The organism is Rhizobium sp. BK212 (assembly GCF_014197475.1).
GTDB lineage: Bacteria > Pseudomonadota > Alphaproteobacteria > Rhizobiales > Rhizobiaceae > Rhizobium > Rhizobium anhuiense.
The window spans coordinates 276,882-291,278 of record NZ_JACIFS010000002.1; the positions used below are offsets into that span (position 1 = coordinate 276,882).

Annotated in this window: 17 protein-coding genes and 1 riboswitch; of the genes, 7 read left to right on the forward strand and 10 right to left on the reverse strand. The window is 62.4% G+C overall.

What is annotated here, in order from left to right:
- Positions 1-828, reverse strand: a complete 828-nt coding sequence (locus FHT79_RS06380) for an AraC family transcriptional regulator (protein WP_183903081.1) — start codon at positions 826-828, stop codon at positions 1-3.
- Between the two features lie 97 nt (positions 829-925).
- Here FHT79_RS06380 and FHT79_RS06385 point away from each other — a divergent pair, with 97 nt between their 5' ends.
- Both FHT79_RS06385 and FHT79_RS06390 read left to right on the forward strand, forming a co-directional pair.
- The gene (locus tag FHT79_RS06385; RefSeq protein WP_183903082.1) at positions 926-1,849 is read left to right on the forward strand and encodes a phytanoyl-CoA dioxygenase family protein; all 924 of its coding nucleotides are present in this window, start codon (positions 926-928) and stop codon (positions 1,847-1,849) included.
- Positions 1,850-2,147: 298 nt separating this feature from the next.
- Positions 2,148-3,074 carry a LysR family transcriptional regulator gene (locus tag FHT79_RS06390; RefSeq protein WP_183903083.1) on the forward strand — a complete coding sequence of 309 codons (927 nt, stop codon included), beginning with the start codon at positions 2,148-2,150 and terminating at the stop codon, positions 3,072-3,074.
- Here FHT79_RS06390 and FHT79_RS06395 read toward each other — a convergent pair.
- The 3 genes from FHT79_RS06395 to FHT79_RS06405 all read right to left on the reverse strand — a co-directional run bounded on the left by FHT79_RS06395 (position 3,061) and on the right by FHT79_RS06405 (position 6,172).
- Complete coding sequence (locus tag FHT79_RS06395; protein ID WP_183903084.1) at positions 3,061-4,341, reverse strand: MFS transporter; 1,281 nt, start codon at positions 4,339-4,341, stop codon at positions 3,061-3,063. The genes FHT79_RS06390 and FHT79_RS06395 overlap by 14 nt on opposite strands.
- Positions 4,338-4,982 (reverse strand): helix-turn-helix domain-containing protein, encoded by a 645-nt coding sequence (locus FHT79_RS06400; protein ID WP_047610686.1) that lies wholly within the window; start codon positions 4,980-4,982, stop codon positions 4,338-4,340. Before FHT79_RS06400 ends, FHT79_RS06395 begins: the two co-directional genes overlap by 4 nt.
- 71 nt (positions 4,983-5,053) lie before the next feature.
- The gene (locus tag FHT79_RS06405; RefSeq protein ID WP_183903085.1) at positions 5,054-6,172 is read right to left on the reverse strand and encodes an adenylate/guanylate cyclase domain-containing protein; all 1,119 of its coding nucleotides are present in this window, start codon (positions 6,170-6,172) and stop codon (positions 5,054-5,056) included.
- 217 nt (positions 6,173-6,389) lie between these two features.
- Here FHT79_RS06405 and FHT79_RS06410 point away from each other — a divergent pair, with 217 nt between their 5' ends.
- On the forward strand, positions 6,390-6,614 hold the full coding sequence (locus FHT79_RS06410; RefSeq protein WP_047610691.1) for a hypothetical protein: 225 nt from the start codon (positions 6,390-6,392) through the stop codon (positions 6,612-6,614).
- Between the two features lie 218 nt (positions 6,615-6,832).
- Here the strand turns inward: FHT79_RS06410 and FHT79_RS06415 are convergent, their stop codons facing one another.
- The gene (locus FHT79_RS06415; protein ID WP_018485640.1) at positions 6,833-7,141 is read right to left on the reverse strand and encodes a hypothetical protein; all 309 of its coding nucleotides are present in this window, start codon (positions 7,139-7,141) and stop codon (positions 6,833-6,835) included.
- A 185-nt stretch (positions 7,142-7,326) separates the two neighbouring features.
- Positions 7,327-7,773 carry an SRPBCC domain-containing protein gene (locus tag FHT79_RS06420; RefSeq protein WP_063474682.1) on the reverse strand — a complete coding sequence of 149 codons (447 nt, stop codon included), beginning with the start codon at positions 7,771-7,773 and terminating at the stop codon, positions 7,327-7,329.
- A 259-nt stretch (positions 7,774-8,032) separates the two neighbouring features.
- A riboswitch (FMN riboswitch) is annotated at positions 8,033-8,175 on the forward strand.
- Positions 8,176-8,253: 78 nt separating this feature from the next.
- Between FHT79_RS06420 and FHT79_RS06425 the strand changes: the two genes are divergently transcribed.
- The gene (locus tag FHT79_RS06425; protein WP_063474681.1) at positions 8,254-8,688 is read left to right on the forward strand and encodes a 6,7-dimethyl-8-ribityllumazine synthase; all 435 of its coding nucleotides are present in this window, start codon (positions 8,254-8,256) and stop codon (positions 8,686-8,688) included.
- 281 nt (positions 8,689-8,969) lie between these two features.
- On the forward strand, positions 8,970-9,659 hold the full coding sequence (locus FHT79_RS06430; protein ID WP_047611733.1) for a VOC family protein: 690 nt from the start codon (positions 8,970-8,972) through the stop codon (positions 9,657-9,659).
- 142 nt (positions 9,660-9,801) lie between these two features.
- On the opposite strand, the gene FHT79_RS06435 is transcribed toward FHT79_RS06430, so the two are convergent.
- Both FHT79_RS06435 and FHT79_RS06440 read right to left on the reverse strand, forming a co-directional pair.
- Positions 9,802-10,335: a cytochrome b/b6 domain-containing protein gene (locus tag FHT79_RS06435; protein WP_183903086.1), complete on the reverse strand. Its 534-nt coding sequence runs from the start codon at positions 10,333-10,335 to the stop codon at positions 9,802-9,804.
- Positions 10,316-10,792: a MarR family winged helix-turn-helix transcriptional regulator gene (locus FHT79_RS06440; RefSeq protein WP_047610698.1), complete on the reverse strand. Its 477-nt coding sequence runs from the start codon at positions 10,790-10,792 to the stop codon at positions 10,316-10,318. The genes FHT79_RS06435 and FHT79_RS06440 overlap by 20 nt, the downstream gene beginning before the upstream one ends.
- Before the next feature lie 98 nt (positions 10,793-10,890).
- Here FHT79_RS06440 and FHT79_RS06445 point away from each other — a divergent pair, with 98 nt between their 5' ends.
- The gene (locus tag FHT79_RS06445; RefSeq protein ID WP_183903087.1) at positions 10,891-11,259 is read left to right on the forward strand and encodes an antibiotic biosynthesis monooxygenase family protein; all 369 of its coding nucleotides are present in this window, start codon (positions 10,891-10,893) and stop codon (positions 11,257-11,259) included.
- 70 nt (positions 11,260-11,329) lie between these two features.
- Here the strand turns inward: FHT79_RS06445 and FHT79_RS06450 are convergent, their stop codons facing one another.
- Positions 11,330-12,214, reverse strand: coding sequence for a LysR family transcriptional regulator (locus tag FHT79_RS06450; protein ID WP_063474677.1), 885 nt, complete (start codon positions 12,212-12,214; stop codon positions 11,330-11,332).
- A 125-nt stretch (positions 12,215-12,339) separates the two neighbouring features.
- On the opposite strand from FHT79_RS06450, the gene ampC reads away from it, so the two are divergent.
- Positions 12,340-13,497 (forward strand): class C beta-lactamase, encoded by a 1,158-nt coding sequence (gene ampC, locus FHT79_RS06455; protein WP_183903316.1) that lies wholly within the window; start codon positions 12,340-12,342, stop codon positions 13,495-13,497.
- Between the two features lie 120 nt (positions 13,498-13,617).
- On the opposite strand, the gene FHT79_RS06460 is transcribed toward ampC, so the two are convergent.
- The gene (locus FHT79_RS06460) at positions 13,618-14,394 is read right to left on the reverse strand and encodes a DUF1194 domain-containing protein (RefSeq protein WP_047610704.1); all 777 of its coding nucleotides are present in this window, start codon (positions 14,392-14,394) and stop codon (positions 13,618-13,620) included.
- Positions 14,395-14,397: the final 3 nt, after the last annotated feature.

A 14,397-nucleotide genomic window follows, 5' to 3' on the forward strand; every position in this document is an offset into this window, starting at 1 on the left:
TCAAACCCGCCTGTATCTCGTGCGGAATTCACGAGGACTGCAGCCCTCGCGTTCGTGAAAGACACGCGAAAAATAAAACGGGTCATCCAGGCCGATCATGGCAGCAACCGTTTCAATCTTCTCGTCGGTGGTTGCCAGTAGCTGTTTGGCGTGATCCATGCGCGCCCGAAGCTGAAATGCCTTGGGAGGCAGTCCCGTCTCGAGCGTGAACCGCCGGCGCAGCGTGGCCGGCGACATGTCGTGCTCGGCGGCGAAGGCAGCGAGATCCAACGGCTGCATCGCTCGCTGCCGCAGCGTTTCCACGATTGCGGCCATGTCGGGCCTTTCCTGTCGTCGATCGCCCGCGACACTTGCCGCCTGTCTGGCGGCTGAGATGACGATGCGATGCAGCATCAATGCCGCCGACGCTTGTCCGAGGTTGGTATCGTCAAGCAGATCGGTATGAAGCTTGGCGAAGAGCCGCGCGACGTCATCGAGATGATGCAAAGCGACGACCGGGTGCCGCTCGGCGATGAGCCTCAGCCGCACGAAGTCCCGCGTGAAGGACCCTTCGAAAAGCGCCCAGCGCTCGTCCCAGCCTGCTTCATCGGGGCCATAGGAATGGGCGCGGTTGGGAAACAGCCAGAAGAGGGCCGGCCCCGCCAAGCTCAAGCGGCCGCTGGCGGCGGTTTCCAGCCAGCCCTGCCCGCGCTCCACCAGCACGACGGCGAAACTCGGCAGTTTCCGATCCCTCACCGCATGATGGGCATGCTGCCGGCCACTGCCGGTGACCGCAAGTCCGCCGGCCGCGCCGAGCGGTGACCGATAGATGGCCTCGACGTCTTTCATGGTGAGCGAAAAGTCCAGCTATGATTTTCCTCTATGTCGGTTGTCCCAACAGATCAGCTAACGAATGGCGAGCCAACTCAAGCGATGGAAGGCTGAAATGTCAATTACCGCCAAAACGATGCAAGCCCGAAAGCCGGAATTTCCCCTTGCCGCCCACGGCAAGACCTTGCCTGCGGAGCGGACGGGCTGGCTCGCGCCGACCGATCCCGCCATCGGCGTCGACGCCATCCGCCGCCGCTACCAGGACGATGGTTATGTCTGGCTGAAACGCCTTCTGCCGCGGACCGATGTCCTCGATTTTCGCCGCTGGGTCCTCGAACGGCTTGCCGAAACCGGGCTGATCGAGCCCGGCAGCGATTTTTCGCTGGGCATCGCGTCTGCCGCCGGCTTCGACAGGAGCCTGGCGGACCGGCGCCTGATGTCGCTGGTCCGCTCTGCCGCCTATGAAGGCTTCTGCGCGCAGCCGCCGCTTGCCCGTTTCATGGACGATTTCCTGCAGGGCATCTCTTATCTGCACAAGCGCAAGATCATGCGTTTCGTTCAGCCGGGATCGCCAACGGCCACACCGGCTCACTATGATCTCGTCTATCTCCGCGGCGGCACCAGACGCCTGGTGACGGCCTGGATTCCGATCGGCGACATCCCCGCCGAGATGGGGGGCCTGGTCTACCTCGAAGGCTCGCACGCGCTGGGCATCAAGATGGAGGCCGAGTTCCGGGCCGCAAGCGGCGACCTTTCTCCGGAAGAGCGGATCAGCGCCTATAACCGCCACATGGCCGAAGGCGGCTGGGTCTCGAAGGATCTCCCTGATATGGCGGAGCGCTTCGATACTCGCTGGCTCGCCGCCGATTATGAGGCCGGTGATGTGGTGCTCCACTCGCCCTACATGATCCATGCCTCGACCACCAACCAGGACTGCAGCCGACGGCTGCGCCTCTCCACCGACATAAGATATCAGAATGTCGACGACGAGATCGACGTCCGATGGAACAACCATTGGAGTCTCGGCGACATGCTGTAGCGCGGTTCGACGGCCTCATTGGGCACAGCCCCGGCTCTGCCGGCGTATCATCCGGTATAGGCGACGGCGCTGCTGCGGAAAGGCGAGGCCAAAAACGCCCGTCAGCGTGGTCGCGGCGGCCGTTGTTGACCGGCAATCCGGTGTGATGGCCGCTATGGCAGGTTGATTGACGAACGGACGTCGACACAGAAGCGAAGCGCCCGGACCTTACTGCCGCGTCGGACGTTGATGCTGCGAACCTTGAATCTGTCGCATGACTGACCGAGGTATGCTGTAGCCGAACCGCTCGAGTGACCTGATGCCGCGTACGAACCTGAACGATATCCTGATCTTCATGGCAGTCGTCGATGCCGGAAGCTTTATCGCCGGCGGCCAGGCCATGGGCCTATCCCGTTCGGCGGCAGGAAAGGCCGTCATCCGCCTGGAAGACCGGCTTGGCGCGCGCCTGCTCAACCGTACGACGAGAACGCTGGGCCTGACCGATGAAGGCCGGATGTTTTACCAGCGCGGGCTGCAGATCCTCGCATCGGTCGACGAGGCGGAGGCGAGCGTGGCGGGGCAGAGCGGCACGCCGCAAGGTGTTCTCAGGCTCACCGTTCCCGATGCCTTGGGGCGGCTCGTCGTGCTGCCCTTGCTTGAAAAATATCTTCGGGCCTGGCCCGACATCCAGGTCGAAGTGAGCTTCACCGATCGCCCGGCCGACATCGTCGAAGAAGGCTCCGATCTGGCGATCCGGATCGACGCGACGGCGTCGGATACCCGCCTGGTCTCGCGCGTGATCGCCACCTATAAGGCACGGCTCTGCGCGTCGCCGTCCTACCTGACTGAGCGCGGGGAACCGCGCAATATCGACGACCTCGCGGCCCACGATTGCCTGATCTTCGCCAGCCGCCATCAAAGGCAGGGCTGGCGCTTTCGCGGCGAAGGCGGCTCCTGGGTCAAGGCGCAGGGCCGCAGTCGCCTGAGGCTCGACAGCGGAGAGGCGATCCGTGACGCCGCGCTCGCGGGGCTGGGCATCGCGCTGCTTCCCGATTTTGTCGTCGCCGACGATCTTACCGCCGGTCGCCTCCGGCAGATCCTGCCCGACCTCGAAACCGACGACGCAAAAATCGTTACGCTCTATCCCGACAAACGCCTGCTGGAACCGCGTGTCCGCCGCTTCATCGATCTGATGGTCGAGGAGCTTGGGGGCCGGGTACGCGACCATGACGCTAGCTCTCGGTGAGAGGCTTGTCGAAGCCGCGGAAACTTTTCAGCGCCAGAGGAAAGAGGGTTGCGGCGAGATAGGCGAACCCGGTGAGCGAGAGCGCTGCGGCAAGGCCGATCATGCTGATCAGGGCGCCGCCGAAGAGGCCTCCGAACGGGATGAGGGCAAAGCAAAGGGCGGCGTTCATTGCGGTGACGCGGCCGATCAGCGGCTTGGGGATGCGCTCGAAGATCACCGCCGACAGGATCGGATTGAGGAAGCCCGAGGCAAATCCAGCGATTGCCAAAGTGAGAAAAATAATGGGGAGCGGCGCGTCCAGCGCAAGAACGAGAAAACGCGGAAATCCGGTCAGCAGGAAGGCCACCGTATAGACCATCAGGCGCGGCATCCGCTCACCGATCGCAGCGGCAATCGCCGCGCCGGCGATCGAAGCGCCGGTGAAGGCCGCAAACATCGCCCCCAGCAATTCCGGGCCATGGCCCGAACTCTGCGTCCAGACGGGCAGCAGCACCGCCCCATAGGCCTGGTCCAGCAGATTGGTGGTCGCCACCATGATGACGATGCCGACGAGCACCGCATCGCCGCGCAGAAAGCACCAGCCTTCCCTGAGATCGCCGAGATAGGAGGACATTCCGCCCGGCCGAGTCTCGGGCGTGCCTCGCGGCGCGGGCATGCATTGCAGCCTTGGCATGCGTTGCAGCCTGGGCATACTTTTCAGCCCGGGGATGCCTACCCCCACAATCACCGCGGCGGCGGCGAAGGTGACGGCATTGACGAGCAGCGCCTGGCCCGGGCCGATCAGGCTGATCAACGCACCGGCGCCGGCCGCACCTACCGTTGAGGCCAGCCGCTCGATGGCGCCAACGACACCGGTCACCCGCTCGAGCGGCACGGCCGCCAATTCGGCGATATCAGGCACCATCGCTTGCTTGGCGGCATCGGACGGACCGCGCAGCACACCCATGGCAAAAACGATCGGTAGCAGTACCTGCATACCAAGCAGCCCGAGCCGGTCGAGCAGCGGCACCAGCATCACCACGGCCACCGAGGCGGCGTCGCAGACGACAGCGATGCGCTTCGCGCCGACGCGGTCGATCAGCGGCCCACTGAGCGCCTTGGCGGCGACATAGGGCAGCATTTCCATCATCGCCGTCAGCCCCGTTAGAACCGGGTTGCCCGTAGCGACCAGCACCAACCAGGGAATGGCGATGGTCGACAGCCGTGTGCCGGAAAGCGAAAGCGTCTCGGCGGCGGCAAGCGCCAGGAAAGGCCCACCCCTTCTCATGACCCGCCATCCTCCTCGCTATGCGGGAGCCGGCCCGGATAGGGAAAGGCGTGTAGCATGATCGAGAAAGGCACCATGCCCGGAGCGGTCGCCTCGCCCAAAGGCGGAGCCACCCGCATTGCTTCGAGGATGATGTCGGTCAGCTGCCTGGTCAGGACCTCGGCCTGTTCCGCCGTCATCGGGATGATGACGTCGTTGGCAGCGCTCGCCTTGCGCCATTCCGCCGGCAGTTCGGCATACTCCTCCAGCGCCTGCTGCATCTGGCCGACCTGCAGGGAGAGTACCGCCTGGTTGAAGGCGAGGTCGAGGTCAAGCGCTTCGCCCTCGGCCTCGCTTGCCGGCACCGAGGTGAGTTCGTGGCTGGCGCGCCACCAGCGGTCGCGCCGCGAAGCATGCGGCGCTTCCTCGATGAAGCCGTATTGGGCGAGCTGGCGCAGGTGATAGCTGGTCGCGCCGCTGTTCAGCCCAAGCCGCGCTGCAAGCTGTGTCGCCGTGGCAGGCCCGTCGATCCGCAGCATGCCGAGCATGCGCAGCCGAACCGGATGCGCCAGCGCCTTCAAGGCGGTCGGATCCGGCACGACGCGACTGACGGTGCGCGGTGCGGTGACGGATTGAGCAGGCTGTGGGCGCGGTTTTTTCATGCGCGAAGCCTATTATTGCAAAGACATCTTTGCAAAGCTTTCTTTGCAATAATAGATGCCTTGCGCGTGGCTCAATCCGTCGGCAGCGTGAACACCGCACAAGGGTCGGCAATGCCCCGCAAGGTATGCTCTCCCAGCGGCATCAGCGCGGTCGTCGTATTCGCTGCCACGGCACCCGAGATCAGCACGCTTCGGCCGAGCGGCTTGCACAGCCCCTCCAATCGACTGACCAGATTGACGGCGGGGCCGATGGCGGTGAAGTCCAGCCGGTCGGCCGCGCCGATATTGCCCCACAGGATCTCGCCGAAATGCAGCGCCGCGCCGAAGGGCAGCGGCGCCAGCCCCTGCGCCTGCCGCAGTTGGTCGAGATGGGCCATGCCCGCCCGGCTGGCGGCGACCGCGCGAAGGGCGGCCTCGCAGGCTTCGCGATCCCCTTGGGCTGCATCGCCTTCGCCCGACGCAACAGTGACCGGAAAGATCGCCAGCACGCCGTCGCCGATAAACTTCAGCACCTCGCCGCCGAACGCATGCACTGCGCCGGCGACGCGGTCGAACCAGGCATCCAGCGCTGATATCATCACGTGAGGTTCGGTTACCTCGGAGAGCGCGGTGAAGTCGCGCAGATCGGCGCAGAGAAGCGCCGCGCGGATGGTCTCGCCGGTGCCGCGGGCAAGCGCGCCGGCCTGCACCCGGGCGGCACTGCGCCGGCCGAGATAGGCTTCGAGCAGCGCGGCCCGCGCCTCCCGCGCCGCCAAAGCGGCGAGCGGCGCTGCGGCAAAACGCGCGACCTCGCAGAGCAGGCTGGCCTCGGCCGGAGCGAATGCACCGCCCCCTGCCCCGTCGGCAATCCCCGCCCAGCCGAGTAGCGGGCTGTCCGATGCCTGTTTGTCCCGCGGCGACCCGATCCTTGCCTCCCATACCGGCCCCAACCCGGCGAGCCACTCGCGCCCGGCCTCACTTTGCGGAGCCGCGGCGAAGGCCAATGCCTCGATGACGGCGCCGGTCTCGGCCCGCCACAGCCAGGTGCGCCGCGCGATGATCGGATGCGGCACCGAAAGCGTCAGCGCCCCGCCGGAAAGCGGCAGGCCATCGGCCAGCAACCGTCGCCCGAGCTCGGCCAGAAACCGTTCGGGACCAGGCGAGGCCCCGGCCTCGTCAACCAGCCAGGCAAGGGGAGACGGCAGATCCATCGCTCAACATCGCATGCCGACGTGGACGTCCGCAAGGATATCGCCGGGGTGATCGTGGAGACGTTTTTCAGCGACCCAGTCCGACGCCTGTAAAAGGCGTCCGCGTCGCCTGTCGAAAACCGTCCAGCGCGGTGGAAAACAAGAAATAAACACTTTAAACTTGCGCGACTTTGATTCCATTATAGGATCGTTCGTCATCGTGTGATTGAGGGGTACGATGGGCACGATATTCTGGCCGAAAGATCCGCTGGATGGGGATGACATGACGCTGCTGACGTCGATCCTCCGGCGATGGTGCGAAAGATATCAGGTCGAGCTGACGGCGGAGGAGAGCAGCCGTAAGGCGAAGGAACTCGTCGAATGGTTCGAATTCGGCGTCAAGGATCCTGTCGAGCTTGAAGAACTGATCGACGGCAAGTACTGGCTCGTCAGCAGTATTTGACCATATCGGACAAATGCAGAGAACGCTGCCTGTCAGCGTCGGCGAAGCCGTTTCATCAGAAAAGGCCGGGCGAAAATCGCTCCGGCCTTCGTCCATCTCGATCTCATGCATGTCGCCCAAAAGTGCGCAGCGGTTTTGGGACAACGACATGCATAAATCAAAGACTTAAAGCGCGTCGCATGATTCCGGTTTGACGCGACGCGCTTTAAGCGAGACGTTTAGTCATCATCCCGCCAACGACGGTCGCGATCCCAGCGCCTCTCATGGCGCCAGCGCGGGCCATCCCAATCCCGGTGACGCCGCTCCCAGCCCCAGCGGGGCGGACCACCGTAGAAAGCGACCGGCGGCGGACGGCGCCAGTTTCGCCGGCATTCGCCCCAGCGGGTCAGGTGCCAGCCGCGACCGCAGGCATAGTCGACCTTCGTCACATTGCTCTGCACATTGATTGTTCCAATCGGCATCGCCTCAGCTGTACCGATCGAGAGGCTGCCGGCAAGCAAGGCAGCCGCGATAGAAAGTGCCTTCATCGAGAACTCCATTTCAATCCAGCCGCAATCACTTTAGGATCGCCAAATTGAACTGGAGATGAACTGCGCGTTCATGTTTGCGGGAGCAAAAGAAGCGCTTTCGGACAGCCGATCGCAGCGCCGGCCGGCAGTATTCCCCGATGCGGCAAACGCTTCCGGGCACCCTGCTGCCGGCGCAAAACCGTTCATGTCCTGCCGTAAAAAGGATCGGGACCCGGATCACGCCCGGCGGCAACATCGGTCAGCCGTCCGAGATAGTGGGCCCAGCCTTCCTCATGGCCGGCGCATTGGTCGGCGCTGGGCAGGCCGCTATGGGTGAGCCGCAGCAGCGTTCCGCCGCCCTGCTCGATGAGGTCGATCTCGACCAGGCTCGATCCCGGCGGCACCACTTCGCTGCCGTCCCAGCCGAAACTGTAGGCAAGGCGATGAACCGGTACCACCTCGCGAAACGAGCCGCGCGCAAAGCGGGCGCCGGTGACATTGACGAGATAGAGCCCGCCCGGTTGCGGCTCGACCTGCGCCTCCGTTCCCATCCAGCGCAGGATCTTCTCCGGATCGGTCATCAGCGCGAACACCGCAGCCGGCGGCGCCGCGATATGCGCCTCGCGGTGAACGACGAAAGATTCTGGCATCACTCCCTCCCATGGTGGCTGTCGCCTGCCCCGCCTCGGGCGAAGACGGCGTATCCTGTTCCGTCATGTTGTTCCGACGTGGATGTCCTCACCCGAGCATGTAGGCGCAAGCCCATCCTCAGCAAGAGGCATCGGCTGTTCGCCATCGACGGAGAAACGAAACCGCCACTTTGCGAGCCTTGATCCGCATCGACAGATTCATCGATCACGAAAGCATTTCCGACCTATTGCCAGCCCGCCGCCTTCCCCCTATTGTCGCCGCCGTTCTCAGGGCGGGGTGAAAGTCCCTACCGGCGGTATGCAGTTTCGATTGCGAGCCCGCGAGCGCCTTCTTAGGAAGGGTCAGCAGATCAGGTGAGATGCCTGAGCCGACGGTCATAGTCCGGATGAAAGAGAACGTACGTTCCTGCCGCCCTTGCGGCTGTCGGGAACGTTCGTGATCGCCTTGGGTGATGTGTCTGTTCGCCAAAGGAGATTACCATGACACCCACCCGCTACGCCTTCGTCAAAGCCAGCTGGCACGCCGACATCGTCGACCGCGCCCTTGATGGCTTCTATCAGCTCGTTCCGGCCGAGCAGGTCGATGTGTTCGATGTTCCCGGCGCATTCGAGATGCCGCTGCTGTCGCGCGATCTCGCCGCAACCGGGCGCTATGGCGCCGTCATTGCCGCCGCCTTCGTCGTCGACGGCGGCATTTACCGCCACGAATTCGTCGCGCAGGCCGTCGTCGATGGGCTGATGCGCGCCGGCATGGATACCGGCGTGCCGGTGCTGTCGGTTTCGCTGACGCCGCATCAGTATCAGGAAACCGAACACCACAAGCAGATCTACCGTGCGCACTTCATCGAAAAAGGGCGCGAGGCAGCAAAGGCAGCCCTGACGATCGGCAAAACCCGCGCAGCTCTCGCCGCGTAGTGGGATCCATCTTCCCGAACGCGGCTCGATGAGCCGCAACACAAGAGCGAAGACGGCGGGAACAAACCCGCCGCCTCACCGGATCGACTGACCTTGCCACCCCGCGGGTCGGAAACGACACGTCCGCGGATCGGAGCAACAGGCCTTGTGTCGCAGCGGAATCCGCCAATACCGGCCAAATCCGACAGAATAATTGATTCGACGGCCCGACCGCGCTGTGGTCCACTGACCGCTGACATGTATCGCCATTCTTAACGCATCCCAACCCCATGGAGCTGAAGATGAGCAATGCACTGCGCAGCGAAACCCCCATGCAAACCCCAAAATCACAGCCTGTCGACACCAAGCTCGAGGTGGTCGTCATCCCCGTTTCCGATGTCGACCGCGCCAAACGTTTTTACGACGGCTTGGGTTGGCGGCTCGACGCCGACTTTGCCAATGACGCCGATTTCCGTGTGATCCAGTTTACCCCGCCCGGCTCCGGCTGCGCGATCATCTTCGGCAAGAATGTCACTGCCGCAGCCCCGGGTTCCGCCCAGGGACTCTACCTGATCGTCTCCGACATCGAGGCTGCCCGTCGCGATCTGATGGCCCGCGGCGTCGAGGTCAGCGACGTGTTTCATGACGCTGCCGGCGTCTATGCCGGCAAGGACGAGCCCTATCTGTTCGGGCGGCTGCGCATCGCCGGCCGCGATCCCGAACATCGCAGCTACCGCTCCTTCGCCTCGTTCAAGGATCCGGACGGCAACGGCTGGCTGTTCCAGGAAGTCACCACGCGGCTGCCCGGACGCATCGACGCCGACGAAACGAAATTCACGACTTCCACCGAGCTTGCGGCAGCACTGCGCCGCGCGGCAACCGCCCACGGCGAACACGAGAAGCGAAACGGCGGCAAGCACGACGAAGGCTGGCCGGACTGGTACGCCGAATACATGGTCAGCGAACAGGCCGGCAAGCAGTTGCCGCTATAGGCACGGGCTCCAGCGTCATCGCAGACGGCAACATCGTTTGACAAGCGTCTCGGCACGCACCGCGCCGAGACGTTTTATCGTGTCTTTGCCTTCCTCGTAGCGGCTCTCGGTTCAGACACCCTCGCCGCCTCGTCAGCCGACCTCAGCCGCCATACCACATCCGCCGCAGCAGGTGATCGCCGCGAACGAGTTGGTGATAGAGCGCAGCGCCGGCATGGAAGACCAGCAGGCCGACAAGCAGCAAGGCGCCTAACCCATGCGGGCCACGCGGCGGATAGGCAGTGAAATCAGGCAGCATGGCGCCGGGTGCCCCGAAGACGGCGGGGGCGGCACCGCTGAGAATCATCATCCCGGTGCCGCTGGCGACCATGCCGAGAATGAAGACGTAAAAGGCGACGTGGACAAAGCGCGCGAGGCGCGCCTGCCACCGAGGCGATGCCTTTACCGGCGCAGGCTTGCGATCGAAACGCCACCACCAGACAAGGCGAAGAGCCGTGAGAAGCAGGACGATGATCGCCACCGGAATGTGGAAGCGCAACAGCCCAGCCTTGGTCGCCGCGTCCACGGCGTTGGCGGCCCGAAAACCGGAACCAAGCAACGCCAGGATCAGAACTGCGCTCAGCCAGTGGATCGAGACCGCTATTGCGCCATAGCGATCAGGCCTGCTCTTCAACATCTCCATTCCCTTCCAGTTTGCTGCGCAGCGCCTTCATGACGGCATGCGTGGTTTTGAGATCCTCGACCTGAAGCCCTTCCGAGAGCATGTCGACCCACGGTGCCTGCAGGTGCATGGCGGTTTCATATGCCTGTTTTCCCTTGTCCGTCAGCACGACGAGCTGTGCCCGCCGGTGATGCGGATTGGGCTGGAACGCCAGAAGCCCTTCCTTGTCCAGATCGTTGACGATGCGCTGGACGTTCTGGCGGTTGGCCCCCATGTCGCGCGCCAGCCACGCGACCGGCTGCGGCCGGCCTGCCGTGGCCACAGTGCCGAGGACATGCCAGCGGGCGCTCGTCAGACCGAGCCCCTCGACGAGCTTGTCGCCCGCGTTGATCATTCGGTTGTTGAGCCGGAAGAGATCCAGAATGAGGTCGGTCAAGGCCGTTCCGGTCGGGCTTCGCTGAGGTTCTCGCATTTGTCACCATGTACCTATATTGACATTATGATGTCAAAGGAAATATGTATCCTTATCACCAGATTGACATCATGTAACCAATTCAGATGGAGCCGACCATGTCGCTCATGCGTCCGATGGACCCCGCCTTCCCGATCGATCGTCAAATCGCGCTCGATGCTTCCGCGATCGTCCTCATCAATATCTTCACGCTCGACAAGGCCGACGAGCAGGCCTTCCTTGAAGCCTGGCAGGCCGATGCGGCCTTCATGAAACGCCAGCCGGGCTTCATCTCGACCCAGCTTCACCGGGCTATCGGCGAAAGTCCTGCCTATCTCAACTATGCCGTCTGGGAATCGACCGCCGACTTCAGGGCGGCATTCTCGCATCCGGAGTTCAGGGCAAAGCTCTCCTCCTACCCGTCCTCGGCCGTTGCCTCCCCGCACCTCTTCCAGAAGGTCGCCGTGCCGGGCATCTGCGTCGCCTAGGAAGCCCGTTCCCTGAGAGCGGGCACATGGATCTTCGCGGTCCGGTCCCTCGACTCCGCGCCAGAAGGTCTCATTGAGATGTGGAAGACATCTGCGACATTATCCAATCGGAAAATGCGAGCATGGCTGCCGTTGGCGGCCTTGATTGAAGTCGGGTCAGCCAATAGCTCCCCAATGATATCGTCGTGGGAAAGGGTTGGTTTAGAGCCCCTGACGACAGGTGCCTGGAAAACATCGACGGCGGCGCCAGAGCGATTCCCAGTCCTTGCAGCGCCGCCTCCGTCATGGCGACGGAAGAGTCGAAAACGATGCCTGCGTTGACCTGCGCCGCCGGAGGAACATCCGCTGCCGCGAACCAGGTGCTCCACTCGTCGGCCCTGTAACTGCGCAAAAGCGTCGCCTCGAGCAGGTCTGCGGGCGACCTTAAACGCTCCGCCAATTTGGGGGTGCAGAGTGGAGAGAGCGGAGCGTCGAACAGACGCGAGGCTTCCGTGCCGTGCCAGGAACCGCTGCCGAAGCGAATGGCGAGATCCAGTCCCTCAGCGGCCATGTCGACGCGATTATTGTTTGTCGAAATGCGCACGTCGATGAAAGGATGACGCTGTTGAAAATCCGGAAGCCTCGGCAATAACCAGCCGACAGCAAAGGTTCCGACGACGCCCAAAAACAGCAATTCCCGAACTTGACCGGCTTCAATCCTGTCCAGCGTGATTGCCATTTGATCGAAGGAAGTGGTCAACGTCGGCAAAAGAGCTTCACCTTCTGCGGTGATTTTCAAGCCCCTCGGAAGGCGCTGGAAAAGGGCAACGCCCAATCGCTTCTCCAGGCTTTTGACCTGCTGGCTGACAGCGGCCTGGGTAACACAAAGCTCGATCGCGGCGCGGGTGAAGCTGAGATGTCTCGCCGAAGCTTCAAAGGCCCTCAAGCCATTCAAAGGAAGGAATTGCCGAACCATTTTAGCCCTAGATTTTCTTGTGTTTCCTCCGAGATATCATCGTTTGCCGCCACAAAACAGTGCCGTTAAACGCCATGCTCATGCGCCCTTTGGCGCTGAGAAAGCTGCTTCCAGAGGATGAAAAAATGAAGTGTGACTGGCTAGGAATTCTATCGGCCGCATTGGTCTCGACATGCGTTTCTACAAGTGGCTTTGCGGCCGACGAGATGAAGCTCAAAGCCATCTCGGACGCTGCGATCAAACCGGTCATGGACAAATACGGCATCCCCGGCATGGCCGTTGCCATCACCGTCGACGGCGAGAACCACATCTTCAATTACGGTGTCGCCTCGAAGGACACCGGCAGGCCGGTCACTGCGACCACGATGTTCGAACTGGGATCGATCAGCAAAACATTTACGGTGACCCTGACATCCTACGCGGAAGCGATCGGCCGACTTTCGCTGTCGGATCAGGTCAGCAAATATCTTCCGTCGATGAAGGGAAAGCCTTTCGGCGAAGTCGCGCTGATGAATTTGGCCACGCATACGGCTGGTGGGTTTCCGCTGCAGGTTCCCGATGACATCAAAACCGAAAAACAACTGATCGACTATTTTAAAACCTGGCGCCCCTCATACGAGGCTGGGACCCATCGAACTTACGCCAATCCAAGCATTGGAATGCTTGGATATATAACGGCGAAAAGCATGGATGAGGGTTTCGTCGCTTTGATGGAAGGCAAATTGTTTCCCTCCCTTGGATTGAAAAGCACGTTCATCGATGTGCCGAAATCGCGAATGGCGGACTATGCCCAAGGCTACAAGCGGAACGGCGATCCCGCCCGGATGACGTCGGCATCTCTTTCATCGGAAGCCTATGGTGTCAAATCGACAGCAAGCGACATGATCCGGTTCGTCGACGCGAACATGGGCCTGGTCAAGCTGGACGAGACGTTCCAGCGGGCGATCACGAATACGCATCGGGAATACTTCGATGTCGGCGCGATGACCCAAGACCTTATTTGGGAGCAGTATTCCTATCCCACCACGCTGACGACGTTGATGGACAACAATTCCAGCGCGATGCTGAAGACCATTCCCGTCAAGCAACTGACGCCTGCAACGGAGCCGCGCGACGATCAATGGATCAACAAAACCGGCTCGACGAATGGTTTCGGCGCCTATGTGGCCTTCATCCCGAAAGAGCGGGTTGGCATCGTCATCCTGGCCAACAAAAACTATCCCAACGAGGATCGCGTCTCTGCCGCTTACCGAATACTGACTGATATAATTTCGGCGCCCTGACCCGGTAGAGCATGATGCCGAAAAGTGGGCGCGGTTTTCGGACGACATCATGCTCTAACTATGTAATTCAGAACAGGATGATTTTAGGCCGACCCGGCCTAAAGTCATCCTGTTCCGGCATCAGCGGTCGAACATGTCCCGCCATTGCTTCTCACCGATCAGGCAGTCGGCACCCGTCTCGGCGCCGGCTGTTTTCTGCACCGTCGCCGGCGGGGAAAGGCCGCTGATCTCCAGCACCAGCTTGCGGCGCACGGCAACGGTAAAATCCTCGATCTTGCGGACCGGCAGCACGAAGGCGCCGGGCCCGCCGATCACGCAGTCCGCATAATATTTGTCGAGCCCGTTGGGCGCATCGGAAGGTCGCAGCATGATGGCCAGGCCGTTGATGATCATGCCGGCTTCCACCGCCTTGTCGCGGGCGGGGCTGACGGGATTGCCGGAATTGTTCGGCCCGTCGCCGGAGACATCGATCACCTGTCGTCTGGACTGAAAGGGACTGGAAACGATCATGCTGGCGCCCTGGGCGATCGCGGTGGAGATCGATGTGCGCCGCTGCGTGGCAATCGGGCGGGCTTCGAGCTTGTCGGCAAAAGCGATCGCATCCTCTTCCGTCTCGATCACCTGCCAGTCGATCACCGAATCCTCGACGACATAACCGGCCCATTCGAAATAGCTGATGGCGATGCGGCCGGTCAGCCCGCCCTTCACCGCGTCGATGAATTCCTTGTGCTTGAGCGCTTCGACATAACCCTCGCGCTGGATGCCGATCTCCTCGAAATCCATCGACCGCGAGGTGTCGACGGCGAGCACCAGCGTCACGTCGACCTCGCTTCCCCCCGCCTGCGCGGCCGGGACGAGGCCGGAAAGACCCATAAGCACCGCAAGTGTCGTCAGCATTGG

Coding starts and splice junctions, on each gene's coding strand:
- FHT79_RS06380 (WP_183903081.1), bottom strand. CDS start 828: ATGAAAGACGTCGAGGCCATCTATCGGTCACCGCTCGGCGCGGCCGGC.
- FHT79_RS06385 (WP_183903082.1), top strand. CDS start 926: ATGTCAATTACCGCCAAAACGATGCAAGCCCGAAAGCCGGAATTTCCC.
- FHT79_RS06390 (WP_183903083.1), top strand. CDS start 2,148: ATGCCGCGTACGAACCTGAACGATATCCTGATCTTCATGGCAGTCGTC.
- FHT79_RS06395 (WP_183903084.1), bottom strand. CDS start 4,341: ATGAGAAGGGGTGGGCCTTTCCTGGCGCTTGCCGCCGCCGAGACGCTT.
- FHT79_RS06400 (WP_047610686.1), bottom strand. CDS start 4,982: ATGAAAAAACCGCGCCCACAGCCTGCTCAATCCGTCACCGCACCGCGC.
- FHT79_RS06405 (WP_183903085.1), bottom strand. CDS start 6,172: ATGGATCTGCCGTCTCCCCTTGCCTGGCTGGTTGACGAGGCCGGGGCC.
- FHT79_RS06410 (WP_047610691.1), top strand. CDS start 6,390: ATGGGCACGATATTCTGGCCGAAAGATCCGCTGGATGGGGATGACATG.
- FHT79_RS06415 (WP_018485640.1), bottom strand. CDS start 7,141: ATGAAGGCACTTTCTATCGCGGCTGCCTTGCTTGCCGGCAGCCTCTCG.
- FHT79_RS06420 (WP_063474682.1), bottom strand. CDS start 7,773: ATGCCAGAATCTTTCGTCGTTCACCGCGAGGCGCATATCGCGGCGCCG.
- FHT79_RS06425 (WP_063474681.1), top strand. CDS start 8,254: ATGACACCCACCCGCTACGCCTTCGTCAAAGCCAGCTGGCACGCCGAC.
- FHT79_RS06430 (WP_047611733.1), top strand. CDS start 8,970: ATGAGCAATGCACTGCGCAGCGAAACCCCCATGCAAACCCCAAAATCA.
- FHT79_RS06435 (WP_183903086.1), bottom strand. CDS start 10,335: ATGTTGAAGAGCAGGCCTGATCGCTATGGCGCAATAGCGGTCTCGATC.
- FHT79_RS06440 (WP_047610698.1), bottom strand. CDS start 10,792: ATGCGAGAACCTCAGCGAAGCCCGACCGGAACGGCCTTGACCGACCTC.
- FHT79_RS06445 (WP_183903087.1), top strand. CDS start 10,891: ATGTCGCTCATGCGTCCGATGGACCCCGCCTTCCCGATCGATCGTCAA.
- FHT79_RS06450 (WP_063474677.1), bottom strand. CDS start 12,214: ATGGTTCGGCAATTCCTTCCTTTGAATGGCTTGAGGGCCTTTGAAGCT.
- ampC (WP_183903316.1), top strand. CDS start 12,340: ATGAAGTGTGACTGGCTAGGAATTCTATCGGCCGCATTGGTCTCGACA.
- FHT79_RS06460 (WP_047610704.1), bottom strand. CDS start 14,394: ATGCTGACGACACTTGCGGTGCTTATGGGTCTTTCCGGCCTCGTCCCG.